19 protein-coding genes are annotated in these 19,372 nt (G+C 71.1%); all 19 read right to left on the bottom strand.

The window, feature by feature from the left end; genetic code table 11:
* Position 1: 1 nt before the first annotated feature.
* Positions 2-1,279, bottom strand: coding sequence for a deoxyguanosinetriphosphate triphosphohydrolase (locus FM112_RS00715; protein ID WP_254910317.1), 1,278 nt, complete (start codon positions 1,277-1,279; stop codon positions 2-4).
* 10 nt (positions 1,280-1,289) lie between these two features.
* Positions 1,290-2,459, bottom strand: a complete 1,170-nt coding sequence (dusB, locus tag FM112_RS00710; protein WP_087002228.1) for a tRNA dihydrouridine synthase DusB — start codon at positions 2,457-2,459, stop codon at positions 1,290-1,292.
* An 11-nt stretch (positions 2,460-2,470) separates the two neighbouring features.
* Positions 2,471-3,859, bottom strand: coding sequence for a glycine--tRNA ligase (locus FM112_RS00705; protein WP_087002226.1), 1,389 nt, complete (start codon positions 3,857-3,859; stop codon positions 2,471-2,473).
* Between the two features lie 68 nt (positions 3,860-3,927).
* Positions 3,928-5,022, bottom strand: coding sequence for a lipoyl synthase (lipA, locus tag FM112_RS00700; RefSeq protein WP_176386607.1), 1,095 nt, complete (start codon positions 5,020-5,022; stop codon positions 3,928-3,930).
* 23 nt (positions 5,023-5,045) lie between these two features.
* A complete protein-coding gene (gene lipB, locus FM112_RS00695) occupies positions 5,046-5,708 on the bottom strand; it encodes a lipoyl(octanoyl) transferase LipB (protein WP_087002224.1) in 663 nt (220 codons plus the stop codon).
* A 21-nt stretch (positions 5,709-5,729) separates the two neighbouring features.
* Positions 5,730-6,563, bottom strand: a complete 834-nt coding sequence (locus tag FM112_RS00690; RefSeq protein ID WP_087002222.1) for an isoprenyl transferase — start codon at positions 6,561-6,563, stop codon at positions 5,730-5,732.
* Between the two features lie 4 nt (positions 6,564-6,567).
* Positions 6,568-7,335 (bottom strand): DNA repair protein RecO, encoded by a 768-nt coding sequence (gene recO, locus FM112_RS00685; protein WP_087002220.1) that lies wholly within the window; start codon positions 7,333-7,335, stop codon positions 6,568-6,570.
* Between the two features lie 23 nt (positions 7,336-7,358).
* Complete coding sequence (gene leuA / locus FM112_RS00680; RefSeq protein ID WP_087002219.1) at positions 7,359-9,101, bottom strand: 2-isopropylmalate synthase; 1,743 nt, start codon at positions 9,099-9,101, stop codon at positions 7,359-7,361.
* 204 nt (positions 9,102-9,305) lie between these two features.
* Positions 9,306-10,055: a hypothetical protein gene (locus FM112_RS00675; protein WP_087002217.1), complete on the bottom strand. Its 750-nt coding sequence runs from the start codon at positions 10,053-10,055 to the stop codon at positions 9,306-9,308.
* A 90-nt stretch (positions 10,056-10,145) separates the two neighbouring features.
* Complete coding sequence (locus tag FM112_RS00670) at positions 10,146-10,817, bottom strand: response regulator transcription factor (RefSeq protein WP_087002215.1); 672 nt, start codon at positions 10,815-10,817, stop codon at positions 10,146-10,148.
* The gene (locus FM112_RS00665; RefSeq protein ID WP_140400519.1) at positions 10,814-12,232 is read right to left on the bottom strand and encodes a sensor histidine kinase; all 1,419 of its coding nucleotides are present in this window, start codon (positions 12,230-12,232) and stop codon (positions 10,814-10,816) included. The genes FM112_RS00670 and FM112_RS00665 overlap by 4 nt, the downstream gene beginning before the upstream one ends.
* The gene (gene era, locus FM112_RS00660; protein WP_087002211.1) at positions 12,198-13,166 is read right to left on the bottom strand and encodes a GTPase Era; all 969 of its coding nucleotides are present in this window, start codon (positions 13,164-13,166) and stop codon (positions 12,198-12,200) included. The genes FM112_RS00665 and era overlap by 35 nt, the downstream gene beginning before the upstream one ends.
* Positions 13,167-13,207: 41 nt before the next feature.
* On the bottom strand, positions 13,208-14,560 hold the full coding sequence (locus FM112_RS00655) for a hemolysin family protein (protein WP_254910311.1): 1,353 nt from the start codon (positions 14,558-14,560) through the stop codon (positions 13,208-13,210).
* A gap of 3 nt (positions 14,561-14,563) precedes the next feature.
* Complete coding sequence (gene ybeY, locus FM112_RS00650; RefSeq protein ID WP_087002209.1) at positions 14,564-15,031, bottom strand: rRNA maturation RNase YbeY; 468 nt, start codon at positions 15,029-15,031, stop codon at positions 14,564-14,566.
* Positions 15,028-16,047 carry a PhoH family protein gene (locus FM112_RS00645; protein ID WP_087002207.1) on the bottom strand — a complete coding sequence of 340 codons (1,020 nt, stop codon included), beginning with the start codon at positions 16,045-16,047 and terminating at the stop codon, positions 15,028-15,030. Before FM112_RS00645 ends, ybeY begins: the two co-directional genes overlap by 4 nt.
* Complete coding sequence (locus tag FM112_RS00640; protein WP_087002206.1) at positions 16,034-16,381, bottom strand: histidine triad nucleotide-binding protein; 348 nt, start codon at positions 16,379-16,381, stop codon at positions 16,034-16,036. The genes FM112_RS00645 and FM112_RS00640 overlap by 14 nt, the downstream gene beginning before the upstream one ends.
* Before the next feature lie 27 nt (positions 16,382-16,408).
* Positions 16,409-17,146, bottom strand: coding sequence for a 16S rRNA (uracil(1498)-N(3))-methyltransferase (locus tag FM112_RS00635; RefSeq protein ID WP_087002204.1), 738 nt, complete (start codon positions 17,144-17,146; stop codon positions 16,409-16,411).
* Entirely contained in the window at positions 17,146-18,240 is a 1,095-nt protein-coding gene (gene dnaJ, locus FM112_RS00630) for a molecular chaperone DnaJ (RefSeq protein WP_087002202.1), read from the bottom strand. The genes FM112_RS00635 and dnaJ overlap by 1 nt, the downstream gene beginning before the upstream one ends.
* Positions 18,241-18,258: 18 nt before the next feature.
* The gene (gene hrcA, locus FM112_RS00625) at positions 18,259-19,281 is read right to left on the bottom strand and encodes a heat-inducible transcriptional repressor HrcA (RefSeq protein ID WP_087002404.1); all 1,023 of its coding nucleotides are present in this window, start codon (positions 19,279-19,281) and stop codon (positions 18,259-18,261) included.
* Between the last annotated feature and the right edge of the window lie 91 nt (positions 19,282-19,372).

Below are 19,372 nucleotides of genomic sequence, written 5' to 3'. Positions count from 1 at the left end.
CCTACGCGTTCGCGTGCCGCGCGCCGGTCACTTTCGCGTGCAGCGCAAGCGCCGACTGGTCCGTGAGCGAGGCGACCTGATCGACGAGCACCCGCCGCCTGGCGCGGTCGTCCTGCGCCTCGCGGAAGAGCGCCGCGAAGGGCACGTCGAGATGCGCCGTGCCGGACGCCCAGAGCCCGTCCAGCAGCTCGCGGAGGAGCTCGCGCTGACGCGCGTAGACGGGCTGCCGCGTGGGCAGCGACATCACGAAGCCCGCCACCGCGCCCTTGAGCAGCGCGATCTCGGCCTCGGTGCCCCGGGGCACGATCACATCCGCGGCGAAGCGCGTCAGCCGTTCGCGCCGGGCGTAGTGCTCGAGCGTGGCGTGCGTGGCCGCCTGCGCGAACCGGCCGATGAGCTGCGAGGTGAGGTTCTTCAGCGCCGCCTGCGCGCGCACGGTGCCGTCGTACCGGTGCACCCAGTAGGGCAGCGCCACGAGCCGGTCGAGCGCCTGCGCCATCTCCGCCTGGGAGAACCTGCCGCCCGCCCAGTCCGAGGCGTTGAAGCAGATCGCCTCGCGGTTCTCCGACCATTCGAACTCCTCGAGCGGGAGGAACCCCTCGACCACCGCGTCCTCGAGGTCGTGCACGGAATAGGCGATGTCGTCGGAGAGGTCCATGACCTGCGCCTCGATGCACTTCCGCCCCGCCGGCGCGTCCTGCCGCAGCCATTCGAAGACGGGGCGGTCGTCCTCGTAGACCCCGAACTTGCGCGTGCCCATCGACGCCGCCGTGGCGAGATCCCACGGGTACTTGCAGGCCGCGTCCAGGCAGGCCCGCGTGAGGTTGAGCCCGTAGTTCCGGCCGTCCTCGCCGATCACCTTCGGCTCGAGCCGGGAGATGAGGCGGAGCGTCTGCGCGTTGCCCTCGAACCCGCCGAGATCCTCGGCCCACTCGTTGATCGAGCGCTCGCCGTTGTGCCCGAAGGGCGGATGCCCGATGTCGTGCGCGAGGCAGGCGGTGTCGACCACGTCCGGGTCGAGCGCGAGCACCCCCGCGAGCTCGCGGCCGACCTGCGCCACCTCGAGCGAGTGCGTGAGCCGGTTGCGGGCGAAGTCCACGCCCGAGGTCGGCGAGAGCACCTGCGTCTTCTGCGCGAGCCGGCGCAGCCCCGAGGAGTGGAGCAGCCGGGCGCGGTCGCGCGCGAATCCGGAACGGCTGCGGTTCTCATGGTGCTCGGGCAGGAAGCGCTCGGCGTCCTGCGAGCGGTATCCGGGCGCCGGGATGTCGGCGCGCGTCAGGGGCACGGGCTCAGCCTCCGGAGATGTCGAGTTCGGCATCCGCGATGTCCGAGGCATCGGCGCTGCTCATGGTCCGCGAGTCCAGCCAGCCCTCGGGCAGGTGCGCGCGGCGCGCCGAGCCCGCGCGGCCGCGCGTCCCCATGGCGCCGCGGCCGGGCCAGGGCTCGTCGGGCAGCTCCGCGACGAGCTCGCGCAGCTGGTCGATCGTGTCGATCTTCGCATAGCGCTGCCGCACCTCGCCGCCCACCGGGTAGCCCTTGAAGTACCAGGCGACGTGCTTGCGGAAGTCGCGCGAGGCGCGGCCCTCGTCCTCGTAGAACTCGTGCAGCAGCTCGGCGTGGCGGATCATCGCCGCGCCCACCTCGCGCAGGCCCGGGCGGACGCGATCCGGCCGCCCCGCGAACGCGGCCTGGAGATCGGCGAACAGCCACGGCCGGCCGAGCACGCCGCGCCCCACCACGACGCCGTCGCAGCCCGTCTCCGCGACCATGCGCGGGCCGTCCTCGCCCTCGAACACGTCGCCGTTGCCGAGCACCGGGATGGCGGAAACGGCCGACTTCAGCGTCTCGATCGCCGACCAGTCCGCCTTGCCCGAGTACTGCTGCTCGAGCGTCCGGGCGTGGAGCGTGATGCCCGCGATGCCGGAGCCCTCGGCGATGCGCGCGCTCTCGAGGTAGGTGAGCCGGTCCTCGTTGATGCCCTTGCGGATCTTCACCGTGACCGGCACGTCCCCCGCGCGCTTCACCGCCTCGAGGCAGATGGCCTCGAAGAGGTCGCGCTTCCACGGCAGCGCGCTGCCGCCGCCCTTGCGGGTGACCTTGGGCACCGGGCAGCCGAAGTTCAGGTCGAGGTGGTCGGTGCGGTCCTCGTCGACGAGCAAGGCGACCGCGTCGCCGATCGTCCTCGGGTCCACGCCGTAGAGCTGGATGGAGCGCACCTCCTCGGCGGGATGGTGGCGGATGAGCCGCATGGTCGCCGGCTTGCGCTCCACGAGCGCGCGCGTCGTGACCATCTCGGTGACGTAGAGGCCGGCCCCGTACTCCTGGCAGAGCCGGCGGAACGCCTCGTTCGTCACGCCCGCCATGGGGGCGAGCACGACGGGCGAGGCGATCTCGATCGGCCCGATGCGGAGCGCGGGGTCGGCGACCGGGGTCGTGAATGCTGCAGAGCGCGTCGTCATGGCTCCTGCAACTAGCAGCCGCGCAGGCGCTCGGCGAGGTAGCCGAACAGCTTGTCGATCGAGACGCGCTCCTGCTGCATGGTGTCGCGCTCGCGCACGGTGACGGCGGAGTCCTCGAGCGAGTCGAAGTCCACGGTCACGCAGTACGGGGTGCCGATCTCGTCCTGGCGGCGGTAGCGGCGGCCGATCGCGCCCGCGTCGTCGAAGTCGATGTTCCAGCGGCCGCCGTTGCGGATCTCGTCGGCCACCCGGCGCGCGAGCGGCGTGAGCTTCTCGTTGCGCGAGAGCGGCAGCACGGCCACCTTGTTGGGGGCGAGGCGCGGGTCGAGCCGCAGCACCTTGCGCTTGTCCACGCCGCCCTTCGAGTTGGGCGCCTCGTCCTCCGCGTAGGCGTCGACGAGGAAGGCCATGAGCGAGCGCGTGAGGCCGAACGAGGGCTCGATGACGTAGGGGGTGTAGCGCTCGCCCGCCGCCTGGTCGAAGAAGGACAGCTCGGTGCCGGAGGCCTTCGAGTGCGAGCCGAGGTCGAAGTCGGTGCGGTCGGCGACGCCCATGAGCTCGCCCCACTCGCCGCCCTGGAAGCCGAAGCGGTACTCGAAGTCGATCGTGCGGTCCGAGTAGTGGGCGCGCTCGCCGTCGGGCACGTCGAACCGCCGCAGGTTCTCGGGATTCACGCCGAGGTCGACGAACCAGTTCCAGCAGGCCTCGACCCAGGCGTCGAAGTGCTCGGAAGCCTCCTCGGGCTTGACGAAGTACTCGATCTCCATCTGCTCGAACTCGCGCGTGCGGAACACGAAGTTGCCGGGCGTGATCTCGTTGCGGAAGGACTTGCCGACCTGGCCAATGCCGAACGGCGGCTTCTTGCGCGCGCTCGTCACCACGTTGTTGAAGTTCACGAAGATGCCCTGCGCCGTCTCCGGGCGGAGGTAGTGCAGGCCCTCCTCGTTGTCCACGGGGCCGAGGTACGTCTTCACGAGGCCCGAGAACTGCTTCGGCTCGGTCCAGGCGCCCTCCTGGCCCGTCTCCGGGTCGCGGATGTCCGCGAGGCCGTTCTCCGGCGCGCGGCCGTGCTTGCGCTCGTAGGCCTCGAGCAGGTGGTCCATCCGGTACCGCTTGTGCGTGTGCAGCGACTCGACGAGCGGGTCGGTGAAGGTCTCCACGTGGCCCGAGGCCTCCCACACGGCGCGCGGGAGGATGATCGAGGAGTCGAGCCCGACCATGTCGGCGCGGCCGCGCACGAAGTTCTGCCACCACTGCTGCTTGATGTTCTCCTTGAGCTCGACGCCGAGGGGGCCGTAGTCCCAGGCCGACCGGGAGCCGCCGTAGATCTCACCGGCTTGGTAGACGAATCCGCGCTGTTTCGCGAGGGCGATTACCTGATCGAGCTTCGAGGCGGCCATCTAAAGAACACTCCTGGGCGTTACGAGGTGGGACCTGCGAGTGCAGGCCGAAGAATCAACTGCCCATCCTACCGCTGCGGAACGGCGGGCGCGTCCTCGATCCTCACGTCGCCCACCGGCGTCTGACCGCCGAGCTCCGGGCGGCGCGACACGATCGCCGAGGCCTCCTGCCGGGCCGGCTGCTCGACCGTGAGGTGGCTGAGCGACTCCGGGATCTCCCGGCCCTTCGCCCGCATCGCCTGCGCCCACAGGCGTCCGGCGCGGTAGGAGGAGCGCACGAGCGGCCCCGCCATGACGCCCGAGAAGCCCATCGCGCGGGCCTCGTCCGACAGCTCGATGAACTCCTGCGGCTTGACCCACCGGTCGATGGGATGGTGCATCTTCGTCGGCCGGAGGTACTGCGTGAGCGTGAGGATGTCGGTGCCGCTGTCGCGCAGGTCGCGCATCGTCGAGACGATCTCCTCCCGGGTCTCCCCCATGCCGAGGATGAGGTTCGACTTGGTGATCATGCCGAGCTCGTCGGCCTTCTGCAGCATCCGCAGCGAGCGGTCGTAGCGGAAGGCCGGGCGGATCTGCTTGAAGATGCGCGGCACCGTCTCGAGGTTGTGCGCGAACACCTCGGGGCCGGCCTCGCAGACCGCCTCGATCGGGCCGTCGCCGCCGCGGAAGTCGTCGACGAGCAGTTCGACGCCCGTGCCGGGGTTGAGCGCGTGGATCTGCCGGGCGGTCTCGGCGTAGAGCCAGGACGCGCCGTCGGGCAGGTCGTCGCGGGCCACGCCGGTGACGGTCGCGTACCGCAGGCCCAGCTCGCGCACGGATTCGGCGACGCGGCGCGGCTCGTCCCTGTCGTAGTCGACGGGCTTGCCGGTCGCGATCATGCAGAAGTCGCATCGGCGCGTGCACTGGTCGCCGCCGATGAGGAAGGTCGCCTCGCGGTCCTCCCAGCACTCGTAGATGTTCGGGCAGCCGGCCTCCTCGCACACGGTGTGCAGATCGCTCTTGCGCGCCAGGCTCCGCACGTCCTCGTACTGCGGTCCCACCGAGGCGCGCGTGCGGATCCACTCCGGCTTGCGCTCGATGGGCGTCTGCATGTTCCGCGCCTCGACGCGGAGCAGCTTCCGGCCTTCGGGGGCGGGGGCGGTGCTGATATTGGTCGCTGGCATCGGTCTCTCCAATCGGGGGGCGCTCAGGCGCCGGTCACGGCGTCGGCGGGCGTGCGGAAGCGGGCGAGTTCGCGTTCGAGGTGCGGGTGCAGCCGGTCGGCGACCTCGTCGAGCGACGCCGCCACGCCGAGGTCGCGCAGGGATACGACGCCCGCGTCGCGGAGGCCGCAGGGGACGATCCGGTCGAAGTCGTCGAGGTCGGTGCTCACGTTGAGCGCGAGCCCGTGCATCGTGGTGCGCTTCGCGAAGCGCACACCGATCGCGCAGAGCTTGCGATCCGGCGCGCCCGACGGGTCCTCCGGCAGCCAGACGCCCGTGCGCCCCTCGACCCGGCGGGTCTCCACGCCGTACTCGGCGGCGAGCGCCATCACGGCCGCCTCGAGCGCGCGCACGTAGGCGACGACGTCCTGTCTGCCGTGCACCTTCACGAGCGGGTAGGCCACGAGCTGCCCCGGCCCGTGATAGGTCACGGAGCCGCCGCGATCGATGCGGACCACGGGGACGTCGGGGTCGGGGATGTCGGCGTCGTCGGTGCGGCTGCCGGCCGTGTAGACCGGGGCGAACTCCGAGTAGATCACCGTGTCCCCGCGCTCCCCCGCGGCGATCTCGGCGTGCAGCGCGCGCTGATGTTGATCGACATCCAAATATCGGGAGGGCGACTGGCTCAAGAGGTTCTCGACATGCACGCCGTCCAGTTAACCAGATCTTCAGCCGGTTGTTGCACCCCCGGCGCCGGTCGGCCGGTCGATCGCGCCGCCGAAGCGCCGGTCCCGGTTGATGTAGAGCCGGATCGCGCGCCACAGATCCTCACGGGTGAAATCCGGCCACAGCGTGTCGAGGAACACCATCTCGGCATAGGCCGACTCCCACAGCAGGAAGTTCGAGGTGCGCTGCTCCCCCGAGGAGCGCACGAACAGGTCCACGTCGGGCAGCTGCGGCTGGTAGAGGTGCTGCTCGATGGTCCGCTCGCCGATCCGCTCGGGATTGAGGCGGCCCGCGGCGACCTCGCGGGCGATGGCCCGCACCGCATCGCGGATCTCGACGCGGCCGCCGTAGTTCACGCACATGTTCAGGGTCATGACGCGGTTCTCCCGGGTCATCTCGGCGGCCGCCTCGAGGTCCTTGACCACGCTCTTCCACAGCCGCCGCTCGCTGCCCGACCACACGACGCGCACGCCCCAGGCGTGCAGCTGATCGCGCTGCCGGCGCAGCACGGCCCGGTTGAAGCCCATGAGGAAGCGGACCTCCTCCACCGAGCGCTTCCAGTTCTCGGTCGAGAAGGCGTACACCGACAGGTGCCGCACACCGGCCTGGATGGCGCCCGCCACCACGTCGAGCAGGGCCTCCTCGCCCGCCCGGTGCCCCTCGGTGCGCGGCAGGCCGCGCTGGTTGGCCCAGCGCCCGTTCCCGTCCATCACGACGGCGACGTGCCCGGGCACCCCCTCGGCCGGGAAGGGCGGCGGCGTCAGGCCGGTCCAGTCCAGCGGCTTGTACTGCGCTGCGTCGGGGGGGCGTGACGACTCGGGGGCGGGCTTGCTCATGGAGCTAGCGTACGTCGCGCAACCGCCTCGCCTCGTCCACCGACCCGAAGGACTTGAGCGGGCGGTCGAGGTGGAACTGGGCGTAGGCGCGCACGAGCCGGGCGGCCGCGGCCCGCGTGTCGGCATCGGCGGCCTCCGCGACGCGCCAGCTGCCCGCGAGCAGCGCCCACAGCAGCCGCATCGTGTCGACGGACACGGCCCGCGTCGCTCCCACGGCGGGCGCGCACTCCTCGCAGACCGCGCCGCCGGCCGCGAAGGAGATGCGGCCGTGCGGGCCCGGCGCGCCGCAGCGCGCGCACTCGTTGAAGCTGGGCTGCCAGCCCGCGAGCGAGAGCGACCGCAGCAGATAGGCGTCGAGCTCGAGCAGCGGATCGTGCTCGCCCTGGGCGAGCGAGCGCAGCGCCCCGATGAGCAGCGCGTACTGCAGCGGCGCCGGCTCCGCGTCGATGAGCTCGTCGACCGTCTCGAGCATCGCGCTCGCCGCGCCGTACCGCTCGAAGTCGGGCACGATCCGCTCCGAGAAGCTCGTGATCGCGACGGCCTGCGTCACGGTCTCGAGCCTCGTGCGGTCCTTGGGGTCCTTCGAGTAGAGCTGCGCGTCGATCACGGTGAGCGGCTCGAGCCGTGCGCCGAATTTCGAGCTCGTGCGGCGCACCCCCCGGGCCACGGCGCGGATCTTGCCGCGCTCGCGCCCGAAGAGCGTGAGGATGCGGTCGGCCTCGCCCAGCTGCTGCGCGCGGAGCACGACCGCCTCCTCGCCGTAGGTGCGCACCTCGGCCCCCGGCCCGATGCGGGCTAGCGCCCGTTGTCGCGCAGGGCGCGGTTGACCGACGAGACGATCGCCTTGAGGGACGCGTTCGAGATGTCGGGGTCGATGCCGACGCCCCACAGCCGCTGCCCGTTCGTCTCGAGCTCGACGTAGGCGGCGGCCAGGGCGTCGCCCGAGGCCGACAGCGTGTGCTCGACGTAGTCGTAGAGCTTGACCTCGTAGCCCTTGCTCGCGAGCGCGTTCAGGAAGGCGTTGATCGGCCCGTTGCCGGTGGTCTCGATCGTCCGTTCCTCGTCGGCCACGCGGAGCTTGACCTCGAGGTTGGTGGTGCCGTCCATTTCCGTGTTCGTGCGGGTGCCGAACACCTCGAGGCGGCCCCACTTGCCGTCCTCCCGGTCGGCCGGCAGGTACTCGTCGGTGAAGGCGCGCCAGATCGCATCGGCCGACAGCTCGCCGCCGTCGGCGTCCGTGCGCTGCTGCACGATCTTCGAGAACTCCACCTGCAGCCGCCGCGGCAGCTCGAGGCTGTGGTGCTCCTTGAGCAGGTAGGCGACGCCGCCCTTGCCCGACTGCGAGTTGACGCGGATGACGGCCTCGTAGGTGCGCCCCAGGTCGCGCGGGTCGACCGGCAGGTACGGCACCTCCCAAACGATGTCGTCGACGTCCTTGCCGGCTTCCTCGGCCTTGGCCCCCATGGCCTCGAAGCCCTTCTTGATGGCGTCCTGGTGCGAGCCGGAGAAGGCGGTGTAGACGAGGTCGCCGCCCCACGGGTGGCGCTCGTCGACCTTGAGCTGGTTGCAGTACTCGACGGTGCGGCGGATCTCGTCGATGTCGGAGAAGTCGATCTGGGGGTCCACGCCCTGCGTGAACAGGTTGACGCCCAGCGTGACGAGGCACACGTTGCCGGTGCGCTCGCCGTTGCCGAACAGGCAGCCCTCGATGCGGTCCGCGCCGGCCTGGTAGCCGAGCTCGGCAGCCGCGACGGCCGTGCCGCGGTCGTTGTGGGGGTGCAGCGACAGGATGACGGACTCGCGCCGCGCCAGGTTGCGGTGCATGAATTCGATCGAGTCGGCGTAGACGTTGGGCGTGGCCATCTCGACGGTCGCGGGCAGGTTGATGATGACGTTGCGGTCGGGCCGCGCGTCGAACTCCTCGATCACCGCGTTGCAGACCTCGACGGCGTAGTCGAGCTCGGTGCCCGTGTAGCTCTCGGGCGAGTACTCGTAGAAGATCTCGGTGTCGCCCGCGTACTCGGCCTCGAAGCGCTTGCACATGCGCGCGCCCTCGAGGGCGATCTGCTTGATCCCCTCGCGGTCCTGCCGGAAGACGACCTCGCGCTGCAGCGTGCTCGTCGAGTTGTAGAGGTGCACGATCGCGCGCCGCGCGCCCTGGAGCGATTCGAAGGTGCGCTTCACCAGGTGCTCGCGCGCCTGGGTGAGGACCTGGATGGTCACATCCTCGGGGATCTTGTCCTCGTCGATGAGGCGGCGCACGAAGTCGAAGTCGGTCTGACTCGCCGAGGGGAAGCCCACCTCGATCTCCTTGTAGCCCATGCGCACGAGGAGGTCGAACATGACCATCTTGCGCTCGGGCGACATCGGGTCGATCAGCGCCTGGTTGCCGTCGCGCAGGTCGACGGCGCACCAGCGGGGCGCCTCGTCGATGACCTTGTCGGGCCAGGTGCGGTCGGGGAGGCGGACGCCGAACTGCTGGTCGTAGGAGACGTAGCGGTGGATGGGCATCGTGGACGGCTGCTGGAAATTCTGCATTGCAATGGCTCTCTGTGTTCGGGTTCGAGACGAACGCCGGTTCGGTTCCCGAGAAGGGGTGGCTAAGCCAACACCGGACTCCGCGACGAGGAAGGCTTAGTGGCTAAGCCCCGTCGCGGCAGAGAAGCAGGAGGATGCCGTTCACGAGCATGGCATCCACAGTACCACTTTCCCGGATCGCCCCGAGGCGCCCGCGGCCGGCGGTCACGGCTCCGGGAAGGCCCGCTTGATGTTCGCCCACCCGTGCACGTCCGCGACGACCTCGCCGCCGGACACGCGGACCACGCGATGCGCGCGGCTCGCGCTCTCCGCGGTGCCGGTCGCGTAGACCACCGGCAGGCCGTACTCGTGGGCGAGGACGCGGAGCATGCCCTCGAGCATGAGCCGCTCCCGGCCGGGCAGCGAGCCGAACGGATCCAGCACCGCGAGCATCCCGGGCCCGGGCACGAGCGCCCGGCCGATCGCCGCGCGGTGGCGGAGCGCCTCGGGCAGCTCGGCGACGTGGGCGGTGCCGAGCCCGGCGAACCCGAGCGATTCCCCGACCCGCTCGAGTTCGCGGCTCGCCCGGTCCTCGCGCCCCGCCTCGAGCCACTCCGCCAGCGCCGCCGCCAACGAGCTCGAGCGGAAATCGAGCCCGGGCGCGATGAGCCCCACCTGCCGAGGTGTCAGGCTGTTCGAGTCGCCCCGCCGCCGGTCGAGCCGCTCGCCGCGCAGCGCGCTCGCGCCCGAGTCCACCGGGTCGATGCCGGTCGCGGCGCGCAGCAGCGCCTGCCCCGAGCCGTCCTCGGACAGGAGCACGGTGAGCTCCCCCGGCGCCGCCTCGAACGAGGCTCCGGCGAGCGGGGCTCCGCCCCCGCGCAGCAGGCCGGAGACCCGCAGCGCACGACTGTCGACCTCCGGGACGGGTGGCGACGACGCCGCGGCGGACGACGCGGAGCTGAGCGGGGCGGACATGCCTCAACTCTAGAAATCCGTTCGGCGGCCCTCGTCGGCGGGACTGCGGAAGCCCGGTCATCCCTCAGGATGACCCGTGCGCGTCAGGGCTCAGAGCAGACCGTGCTCGTACGCGAAGACGACGAGCTGCACGCGATCGCGGAGCGAGAGCTTCGCGAGGATGCGCGAGATGTGCGTCTTGACGGTGGCCTCGGAGAGGAACTCCTGCGCCGCGATCTCGCCGTTCGACATGCCCTTCGCGGCGAGGAAGAACATCTCCCGCTCGCGTTCGGTCAGCTCCTTGAATTCCTCGGGCTCGCCCGCGAGACGGCTCGGCGACTGCGAGAAGCGGCGGATGAGGTCCGCCGTGGCCTGCGCCGCGAAGACCTCCGAGCCCGTCTTCACGGTCCGGATCGCCGCGAGCAGGAACTCGGGGTCGGCGTCCTTGAGGACGAAGCCGGACGCGCCGGCGGCGACGGCCTTCGCCACCGCCTTGTCGAGGTCGAAGGTCGTGAGGATGAGGATGCGCGTGTCGAGCCCCCGCGCCACGATCTGCTGCGTGGCCTCGAGGCCGTCCATGACCGGCATGCGCACGTCCATGAGCATGACGTCCGGCTGGGCGGTCTGCGCGAGCCGCACCGCCTCGGCGCCGTCGGAGGCCTCGGCGATGAATTCCATGTCCGGCTGGCTCTCGATGAGCATGCGGATGCCGCCGCGGAAGAGCTGCTGGTCGTCGACGAGGGCGACGCGGATGGGCGCGGTGCTGTCGGGGTTCGCGTTCACTTCGGTCTCACTTCTCGATCGGGCGCGTTCGGCGCCGGGTTCGGTTCAACAATAGGGCCACCCTCCCCGGAGTTCGCTGCGGCGGCGCCGTCCTCCGCCTCCGAACCGCTCGCGGCCGCCTCTTCCTGCGCCGCCTCGGCGCCCGGGGCGATGTACGGCACCTCCGCGCCGACCACCCAGTCCGCGCCCTCCGCGCCCGCGTACGTCGCGCCGCCGACCGCGAGGAGCCGTTCGCGCATGCCGGTGAGGCCGTGCCCCGATCCGGCGTTGATGCGCGGCTGCTCGGCGATCCGGTTGCGGGCGCGGATGCGGAGCCGGTCGGGGCCCCACTCCATCCGCAGCGAGGTCGTCCGGTTCGGCTCGCTGTACTTCAGTGCGTTGGTGAGCGCCTCCTGGACGAGGCGGTAGACGGCGAGCTCCGCGATCGCGCCGATGTGCTGCGGCTCGCCGAGCTCCTCGAAGTCCACGCGCAGCCCCGCCGCGCCGATGCGCTCGACCATGCCGGGGATGTCGCACAGCGCCTTCTGCGGCCCCTCGCCCTGGGTGTGCCGCAGCTGTCCGAGCAGGTTCCGGACATCCCCGAGGGCCTCTCGCGCCGTGTCGGAGATGGTCTCGAGCACGGGCTCGGCCTTCTTCGGGTCCACCTTCATGAGGTAGCGCCCGCCATCGGCCTGGGCGACGACCACGGCGAGGGAATGCGCGATCACGTCGTGTATGTCCCGCGCGATGCGGTTCCGCTCCTGCTCCACGAAGAGCTGCTCCTGCGTCCGCTGGTACTCGAGCTCGGCCAGCTCGGCCGAATGCGAGAGCCTCCCCGCGGTGATCTGCACGCGCTGCACGACCCCCGCCAGCCAGACGATCATCGAGATGAGCGTGAGCGGCAACGCGAAGATGAGCGCCGTGAGCAGGAACACGCCCGTGCCGTAGAAGCCGTTGCCCGCGTACTGGTCCAGGAAGGGCAGGTCCACGGGGAAGAGGGACAGGTACACGGACTGCACGAGGGGCAGCACGACCGCGGCGGCGCCCGAGAGCCACATGAGCAGGCGGGAGCCGTTGGCCGCGAGGCTGTAGAGCACCACGAGCATCGCGACGTCGCTGAAGTGCGGCCCGACGCCGAGCAGCAGCTTGACGTTGAACCCGAGCGTCACCAGCAGCATGGCCGGCCACGGCGCGACCCGCCGCAGGCACAGGCCGATCGTCGCCGGCACCCAGGACGCGAGCACGGCCCAGTCGAACGCGAGGCTCCAGTCGGCGTGGATCGACACCGGCACGCCGACGGTGGCCATGACGACGAGACCGACCACCAGGTCGGTCAGCCAGACGTGCCGGGGCTGCTCGCGCGCCCAGTCGCGCATCCAGCGCGGCAGGCGGCCGCCCGGATCAGAAGCCGAGACGGCCGAGCTGCTTGGCGTCACGCTGCCAATCCTTCGCCACCTTCACGTGCAGTGCGAGGCTCACCGGCTGCCCCGCGATGCCGCGGATGGCGCGCTGCGCGAAGCTCCGGACGTTCTTGAGCCGCGAACCGCCCTTGCCGATGATGATGCCCTTCTGGCTGTCGCGCTCGACGAAGAGGTTCGCGTAGATCTGCAGCCGGCCCTCCTCGTCCTCGTAGCAGTCGTCGATGGTCACCGCGATCGAGTGCGGCAGCTCGTCGTGCACGCCCGCGAGGGCCGACTCGCGGATGAGCTCCGAGACCCGCTGCTCGAAGGTCTCCTCGGTGATCATGTCGTCGGGGTAGAGCTGCGGCGACTCGGGGAAGAGCGCGATGAGCTCGTCGACGAGCGGATCGAGGTTGATGCCCTCCGCGGAGGAGACGGGGATGATCGCATCCCAGTCCCGCAGCGTCTCGACGGCCATGAGCTGGTCCGCCACCTGCGGCCGGGGTACCGTCTCGCACTTCGTGACGAGGGCGATCTTCTTCGCCTGCGGCGCGCGGTCGAGCCACTCGTTGATGAGCCGGTCCCCCGGGCCGATCGGCTCGTCCGCGGGCACGCAGAAGCCCACGGCGTCGACGTCGCCCAGCACGTCCTCCACCACGTCGTTGAGCCGCTGCCCCAGCAGCGTGCGCGGCCGGTGGATGCCCGGCGTGTCGACGATGATGATCTGGCCGTGCTCGCGGTGCACGATGCCGCGCACGGCGCGGCGCGTGGTCTGCGGCTTGTCGGAGGTGATGACGATCTTCTCGCCCACGAGCGCGTTGGTGAGCGTGGACTTGCCGACGTTGGGTCGGCCGACGAAGGTGACGAATCCGGCGCGATAGACGGAGCGGTCCTGCTGCCCCGCCTCCTGTCCCGGCTCCGCGGGCGCGTCCGCGGTCGGCGTGTCGTTCTGGGATGCTTCGGCGCTCATGTGTGGTCCGCTCGTCTCGGGTTCTCGGTCTGGTTCGGTCGTCATCGTCGCTGGGAGTCCTCGGTGCCCCGGTCCTCGAGCACGCCGGTCAGGGAGTCGGTCAGCGCGCCGCCCCCGCGGGGCGCCTGCGCGCCGCCCCCGACCACGCGCACCGTGACCTCGGTGACGTGATGGCGCCGCCCCACCCGGTCCGCGGTGATCTCGAGGCCCTGCACGACCGCGCGATCGCCGAGTACCGGGATCTTACCGAGTTCCTTGCCGAGGAGCCCGCCGACCGTGTCGACGTCCTCCTCCTCGAGCTCGAGGTCGAACAGTTCGCCGAGGTCGCTCGTGGACATGCGCGAGGAGATCCGCATGCCGCCGTCCGCCAGCAGCTCGACGTCGTCGGTCGCGCGATCGTGCTCGTCGCTGATCTCGCCCACCAGCTGCTCGATGAGGTCCTCGATCGTCACGAGCCCCGCGACGCCGCCGTACTCGTCGACGACGATCGCGAAGTGCGTGGATTCGCGCTGCATGCGCCGCAGCAGCTCGTTCGCCCTGAGGCTCTCCGGGACGAAGGTCGCCGGGCGGGCGAGCGATTCGGCGCGGTTCACGAGGCTCGGCTGCTCGCCGCCTCGGCGCATCAGCTCCCGCGCGAGATCCTTCTGGTAGAGGATGCCCCGGATGTCGTCGCTGTCGCGGCCCGTGATCGGCGCCCGGGAGATGCCGAACTCGAGCAGCTCGCGAAGCGCGTCGGCCAGCGGCGCCTGCGCGTCGACCGTGATCATGTCGGTGCGGGCGACCATGACCTCGCGCACGAGCCGGTCGGAGAAGTCGAAGATGGAGTGGATGAGCTCGCGGTCCTCCTCGTCGAGCACCTCGTCCTCGGTCGCCTCGTCGACCATCGACAGCAGCTGCTCCTCGCTCGAGAAGGCGCCCTGCCGGGAGTGCCTGCCGGGGGTGAAGGAGTCGCCGATCGTCGTGAGCAGATCGGCGACGGGCGAGGTCAGCACGCGGGTGAGGCGCACGAACCACGCGAGCGGCCGCAGCGTCTCGCGCGGGTGCGCCCGCGCGACCGACTTCGCCGTCGAGCCGGTGAGCAGCACGTGCACGAGCAGCATGACCGCCGCCGTGATCACCAGCGCGAGCCAGGGCTCGGCGAGCACCTGCGTCAGCCAGACCGCGAGCAGCGCGGTGGCCACCGCCTCGGTGCCGGCACGGGTGAACGCCGCCGCCTGCTGATGCCCCTCGGGGTTTGCGGCGATGCCGGGCAGGAAGCGGTTGTCCGGGTGGTCCTCCGCGAGCTCCGCCACGTCGGAGCGCGGCAGCTCCGCAAGCGCCGCCTCGATCGCGGCGAGGACCGCGGAGACCAGCACCAGCGCGACGGCGATGCCGACCGCGAGCAGCCAGCTCACCGACTACTTCGCCCCCTTGCGCTCCGCCTTCGCGAAGCTCGCGAGCAGTTCGGCCTGCAGGCCGAACATCTGCTTGTGCTCCTCCGGCTCCGCGTGGTCGAAGCCCAGCAGGTGGAGGATGCCGTGGGTCACCAGCAGCAGGATCTCGGACTCGGTGTCGTGCCCCGCGGCCTGCGCCTGGCTCTCCGCCACCTGCGGGCAGACCACGACGTCGCCGAGCAGTCCCGGCGGCGTCTGCCGCTCGATCGACCCGGGCCGGAGCTCGTCCATCGGGAAGCTGAGCACGTCCGTCGGGCCCGGCTCGTCCATCCACTGCACGTGCAGCTCCTCCATGGGGCCGACGTCGACGAACACGAGGCTCAGATCGGCGTCGGGGTGGATGTGCAGCCGGTCGAGCACGTGGGTGGCGAGCCGCAGCATCCGCGCCTCGTCCACCGCCATGTCGGATTCGTTATTCACTTCGATGCTCAACGGCGTCCTCCGGAGTGTGTGCGGCCCGTGCGGGCCTGGATGCCCGCCTCGTGGGCGGTGTACGCGTCGACGATCTCGGCGACCAGCGTGTGCCGGACGACGTCGGCGCTCGTGAGGTGCGAGAAGTGGATGTCCTCGATGCCCTCGAGGATGCGCGAGGCGTCCTTGAGGCCCGACGCGCCCGAGGGGAGATCGACCTGCGTGATATCGCCCGTGACCACCATCTTCGAGCCGAAGCCGAGCCGCGTGAGGAACATCTTCATCTGCTCGGGGCTCGTGTTCTGGGCCTCGTCGAGGATGACGAAGGCGTCGTTGAGCGTGCGGCCGCGCATGTACGCCAGCGGCGCGACCTCCACCACGTTCGTCGACATCAGCTTGAGCACGAGATCGGGCTCGAGCATCTCGCCGAGCGCGTCGAACAGCGGCCGCAGGTACGGGTCGATCTTCTCGGTGAGCCCGCCGGGCAGGTACCCGAGCCGCTCCCCCGCCTCGACGGCGGGCCGCGTGAGCACGAGCCTGGAGACCTCCTTGCGCTGCAGCGCCTGGACGGCCTTCGCCATGGCCAGGTAGGTCTTGCCGGTGCCCGCCGGGCCGATCCCGAAGGTGACGGTGTGCTCGTCGATCGCGTCGACGTACTGCTTCTGCCCGAGCGTCTTGGGCCGGATCGTGCGCCCCCGGGAGGTGAGGATCGCCTCGCCCAGCACCGAGGAGGGCGGCGGCGCGCCCTTCGTCTCGAGGAGCTGGTTGGAGCGGCTCACCGACTCCGGGTCGAGCGGGGCGCCCGACTTCGCGATCTCGATGATCTCGCGCACGAGCGCCTCGGCCTTCCGGACGTCTTCCGGCGAGCCCGACAGCGTGAGCTCGTTGCCCCTCGCGTGCACGCGGACCCCGGGATGCTGCCGTTCGATGGTCCGGAGGATGCGGTCGGCCGGCCCCAGGACGCTGACGACCGAGACCCCTTCGATCGTGATGACCCGTTCGATGCGCGACGGGCGCGATTGCTCAGTTTCCGACAAGTGTGCCTTCCTGGAGGCCTCCGGCCAGCACGTGCGCGTGCACGTGGAAGACGGTCTGGCCGGCCCCGGCCCCGGTGTTGAAGATGAGACGGAACTCGCCGTCGGCGTGCTCCTCGGCCAGCCGCTGCGCCGTCGCGACCATCGCCGCGAGCAGCTCGGGGTCGCCCGCCGCGAGCTCGGCGACGTTCGCGTACTGCTCGGCCTTGGGGATCACGAGCAGGTGCAGGGGCGCCTGCGGGCTGATGTCCCGGATTGCGATGACCCGGTCGTCCTCGTACAGGATCTCGCTCGGGATCTCGCGGTTGATGATCTTGGTGAAGATGCTGGCAGACATGCGGGCCAGTCTACTGGGCGGCGCCGGTCACCAGCGCCCCAGGCGCGTAAGCAGGGCCGCCATCGCCGCGGGCCCCGCCGTGGAGGTGCGCAGGACGTTCCGACCGAGCCGCACCGGGGTCGCCCCGGCCTCGCGGAACCGCTCGAGCTCGGCCTGGGCGATGCCGCCCTCCGGCCCGACCACGAGGCCCACCGCGGGCTCCTCCGGTGCGAGCTCGAGCTCCCCGAACACGGTCTCCGCGCTCGGCTCGAGGACGAGCCACCGGCCCGTCGCCATCCGCTCCGCGAGGCTTCCGGAGTCGACGGGCTCCTCGACGCGGGGCAGGTGCGCGCGGATGGCCTGCTTGGCCGCCTCCCGCGCGATGGTCTGCCAGCGCGCCCGCTGCTTGTCCCGCTTCTCGCCCTGCCATCTCGTGATCGAGCGCTGCGCCTGCCAGGGCAGGATCGCCTCCGCGCCCAGCTCGACCGCGGCCTGCACGGCCATCTCGTCGCGGCCGCCCTTGGCGAGCGCCTGGACGAGGGTGACGCCGGGCGCCGGGGCGGGCTCGGTCTCGGAGTCCTCCACGGCCCGCACGAGGAAGGCGGAGGGCGAGGCCTCCACCACCTCGGCCTCGGCCCTGCCGCCGCGGCCGTTGAGCAGCACGATGCGCTCCCCGACGCGCAGCCGCGCCGCCTTCACCGCGTGGCGCGCCTCGTCGCCGACGACCTCGACCCGGTCCCCCGCCGCCAGGCGGTCCCAGTGCTCGGCGAGGTAGGCGTGCGCCACTAGCGGCCGAACTTCCCGCGCAGCTTCGAGAACAGCCCCTGGCGCTCCTTGGTGAGCGAGGGCGCCGACTCCTGCTTGTCGCGCTCGGCGAACTGCCGCAGCAGCTCCTTCTGCTGATGGTCGAGCCTGGTGGGCGTGCGCACCTGCAGGGTCACGTCGAGATCGCCGCGCTGCGTCGAGCGCAGCCGCGTGATGCCGCGCCCCCGCACCGTGAGCACGTCCCCGGACTGGGCGCCCGCCGGCACCTCGACCTCGATGTCGCCGTCGAGGCCCGGCAGCGTGGTCGTGACGCCGAACACCGCGTCGACCATCGAGACCTCGAGCAGGCACTCGAGGTTGTCGCCGTTGCGGACGAAGGTGTCGTGCTCGCGCACGCGCACCTCGATGTAGAGGTCGCCGCTCGGCCCGCCCCCGGGGCCGGCCTCGCCCTGGCCGGGCAGGTGCAGGCGCAGGCCGGAGTCGACGCCCGCGGGGATGTCGACGGGGATCGTGACCTGGGCGCGCACGCGGCCCTGGCCGTGGCAGGTCTCGCAGGCGTGCTCGATGACGGTGCCGTAGCCCTGGCAGGCGCCGCAGGGCGAGGTCGAGATGACCGGCCCGAGGATCGAGCGCACCTGGCGGCGGACCTCGCCCGTGCCGCCGCACTGGTGGCAGGTCGTCGGGGCGGTGCCGGGCGCGGCGCCCGAGCCGTCGCACGTGTCGCAGTGCACCGCCGTGGCCACCTCGATGTCCCGGTGCGTGCCGAAGATCACCTCGTCGAGGTCCAGCTCCACGCGCACGAGCGCATCCTGGCCCCGCTGCGCGCGCGAGCGGCGGCCGCGTCCGCCGCCCTGCGCGGCGCCGAAGAAGGCGTCGAAGATGTCGCCGAAGCCGAAGCCCTCGGGGCCGGCCTGCGGCCCCATGTCGTACTGCTGACGGCGCTGCGGGTCCGAGAGCACGTCGTACGCGGCCGTGACGTCCTTGAACTTCGCCTCCGCCTCGGGCGAGGGGTTCACATCCGGATGCAGCTGCCGCGCGAGCTTGCGGTAGGCCTTCTTGATCTCGTCCTGCGAGGCGTCCTGCGCGACGCCGAGGGTTTCGTAGTGGTCTGCCAAGTCCGGCTGCCTCCTTGATTACTGCGCGCCGTCGTCGAACGAGCGCGATAGATAGCGTGCGACTGCGCGAACAGCCGCGATATTCCGCTGATAGTCCATGCGTGTGGGGCCGAGGATGCCCAGCCGGCCCTGCCCGCGGTCGGCGAAGTAGCCGGATGCGAGGATACTCGTCTCCTCGAAGGAGGAGTCCTCGTTCTCGTGCCCGATCGAGACCGCCACGTCCTGCGCGTCGAGATCGAGCTCCGCGACCAGGCGCAGGAGCACGACCTGCTCCTCCATCGCCTCCAGCACCGGCAGGATGGACGAGAAGTCGCCCTCGGTGCGGGCGAGGTTCGCGGCGCCGGTGATGATGAGGCGGTCCTCCCGCTGCGAGTGCAGCTGGTCGACGAGGGCCGTCACGATCCCCGCGGCGAGCACCTCGTCCTCGCCCTCGAACGGCTCCGTGACCTCGTCGAGCCGGCCGACCGCGCTCTGGAGCGTGGAGCCGACGAGCAGTTCGTTGCAGTGGTGCCGCAGGCGCAGCAGCACCTCCTCGGTCACCTCGTGCTCGACCTCGACGATGCGCTGCTCCACGCGGCCGGTATCGGTGATGAGCACCGTGAGGATGCGCCGGTCGCTGAGCGAGACGAGCTCGAGCCGGTGGATGGAGGAGCTCAGCAGCGAGGGCAGCCGCCCGATCGCGACGCTGTTCGTGAGCTGGGCCAGGGTCCGCAGCGCCTGCACCACGAGCTCCTCCGGGTCCGTCGAGCCCTCGAGGAACTCCTCGATGGCGCGGCGCTGCACGACCGACATCGGCCGCACCCCTGCGAGGCGGTCCACGAAGACGCGGTAGCCCTTGTCCGTGGGGATGCGGCCCGAGGAGGTGTGCGGGGCCGCGATGAGCTCCGCCTCCTCGAGCGCCGCCATGTCGTTGCGGATCGTCGCGGCCGAGACGCCGAAACGATGCCGCTCCACGAGCCGCTTGGAGCCGACCGGCTCGCGCGTCTCGACGTAGTCGCCGATGATGGCGCGGAGCACTTCGAGACTGCGGTCGCTGACCACTCGCATCACCCCATCCACGTTCGCTGGCACTGTCGAAGTCCGACTGCCAATTCTACCCGGGTTCTCGCGCGGGCCGGCATCCCCCGCTACG

Origin of the sequence: Gulosibacter sp. 10, from assembly GCF_900163695.1 — a bacterium.
Lineage (GTDB): Bacteria > Actinomycetota > Actinomycetes > Actinomycetales > Microbacteriaceae > Gulosibacter.
Note: the sequence above shows the minus strand (reverse complement) of the source record. Positions and strands in the feature narration are given on the sequence as shown.

What these genes read in the sequence shown, in the direction of transcription:
- leuA (WP_087002219.1), bottom strand. Translation starts at nt 9,101, where the DNA reads ATGCAGAATTTCCAGCAGCCGTCCACGATGCCCATCCACCGCTACGTC.
- FM112_RS00640 (WP_087002206.1), bottom strand. Translation starts at nt 16,381, where the DNA reads ATGTCTGCCAGCATCTTCACCAAGATCATCAACCGCGAGATCCCGAGC.
- FM112_RS00675 (WP_087002217.1), bottom strand. Translation starts at nt 10,055, where the DNA reads ATGTCCGCCCCGCTCAGCTCCGCGTCGTCCGCCGCGGCGTCGTCGCCA.
- era (WP_087002211.1), bottom strand. Translation starts at nt 13,166, where the DNA reads ATGAGCGCCGAAGCATCCCAGAACGACACGCCGACCGCGGACGCGCCC.
- FM112_RS00705 (WP_087002226.1), bottom strand. Translation starts at nt 3,859, where the DNA reads ATGGCCGCCTCGAAGCTCGATCAGGTAATCGCCCTCGCGAAACAGCGC.
- lipA (WP_176386607.1), bottom strand. Translation starts at nt 5,022, where the DNA reads ATGCCAGCGACCAATATCAGCACCGCCCCCGCCCCCGAAGGCCGGAAG.
- dusB (WP_087002228.1), bottom strand. Translation starts at nt 2,459, where the DNA reads ATGACGACGCGCTCTGCAGCATTCACGACCCCGGTCGCCGACCCCGCG.
- FM112_RS00690 (WP_087002222.1), bottom strand. Translation starts at nt 6,563, where the DNA reads ATGAGCAAGCCCGCCCCCGAGTCGTCACGCCCCCCCGACGCAGCGCAG.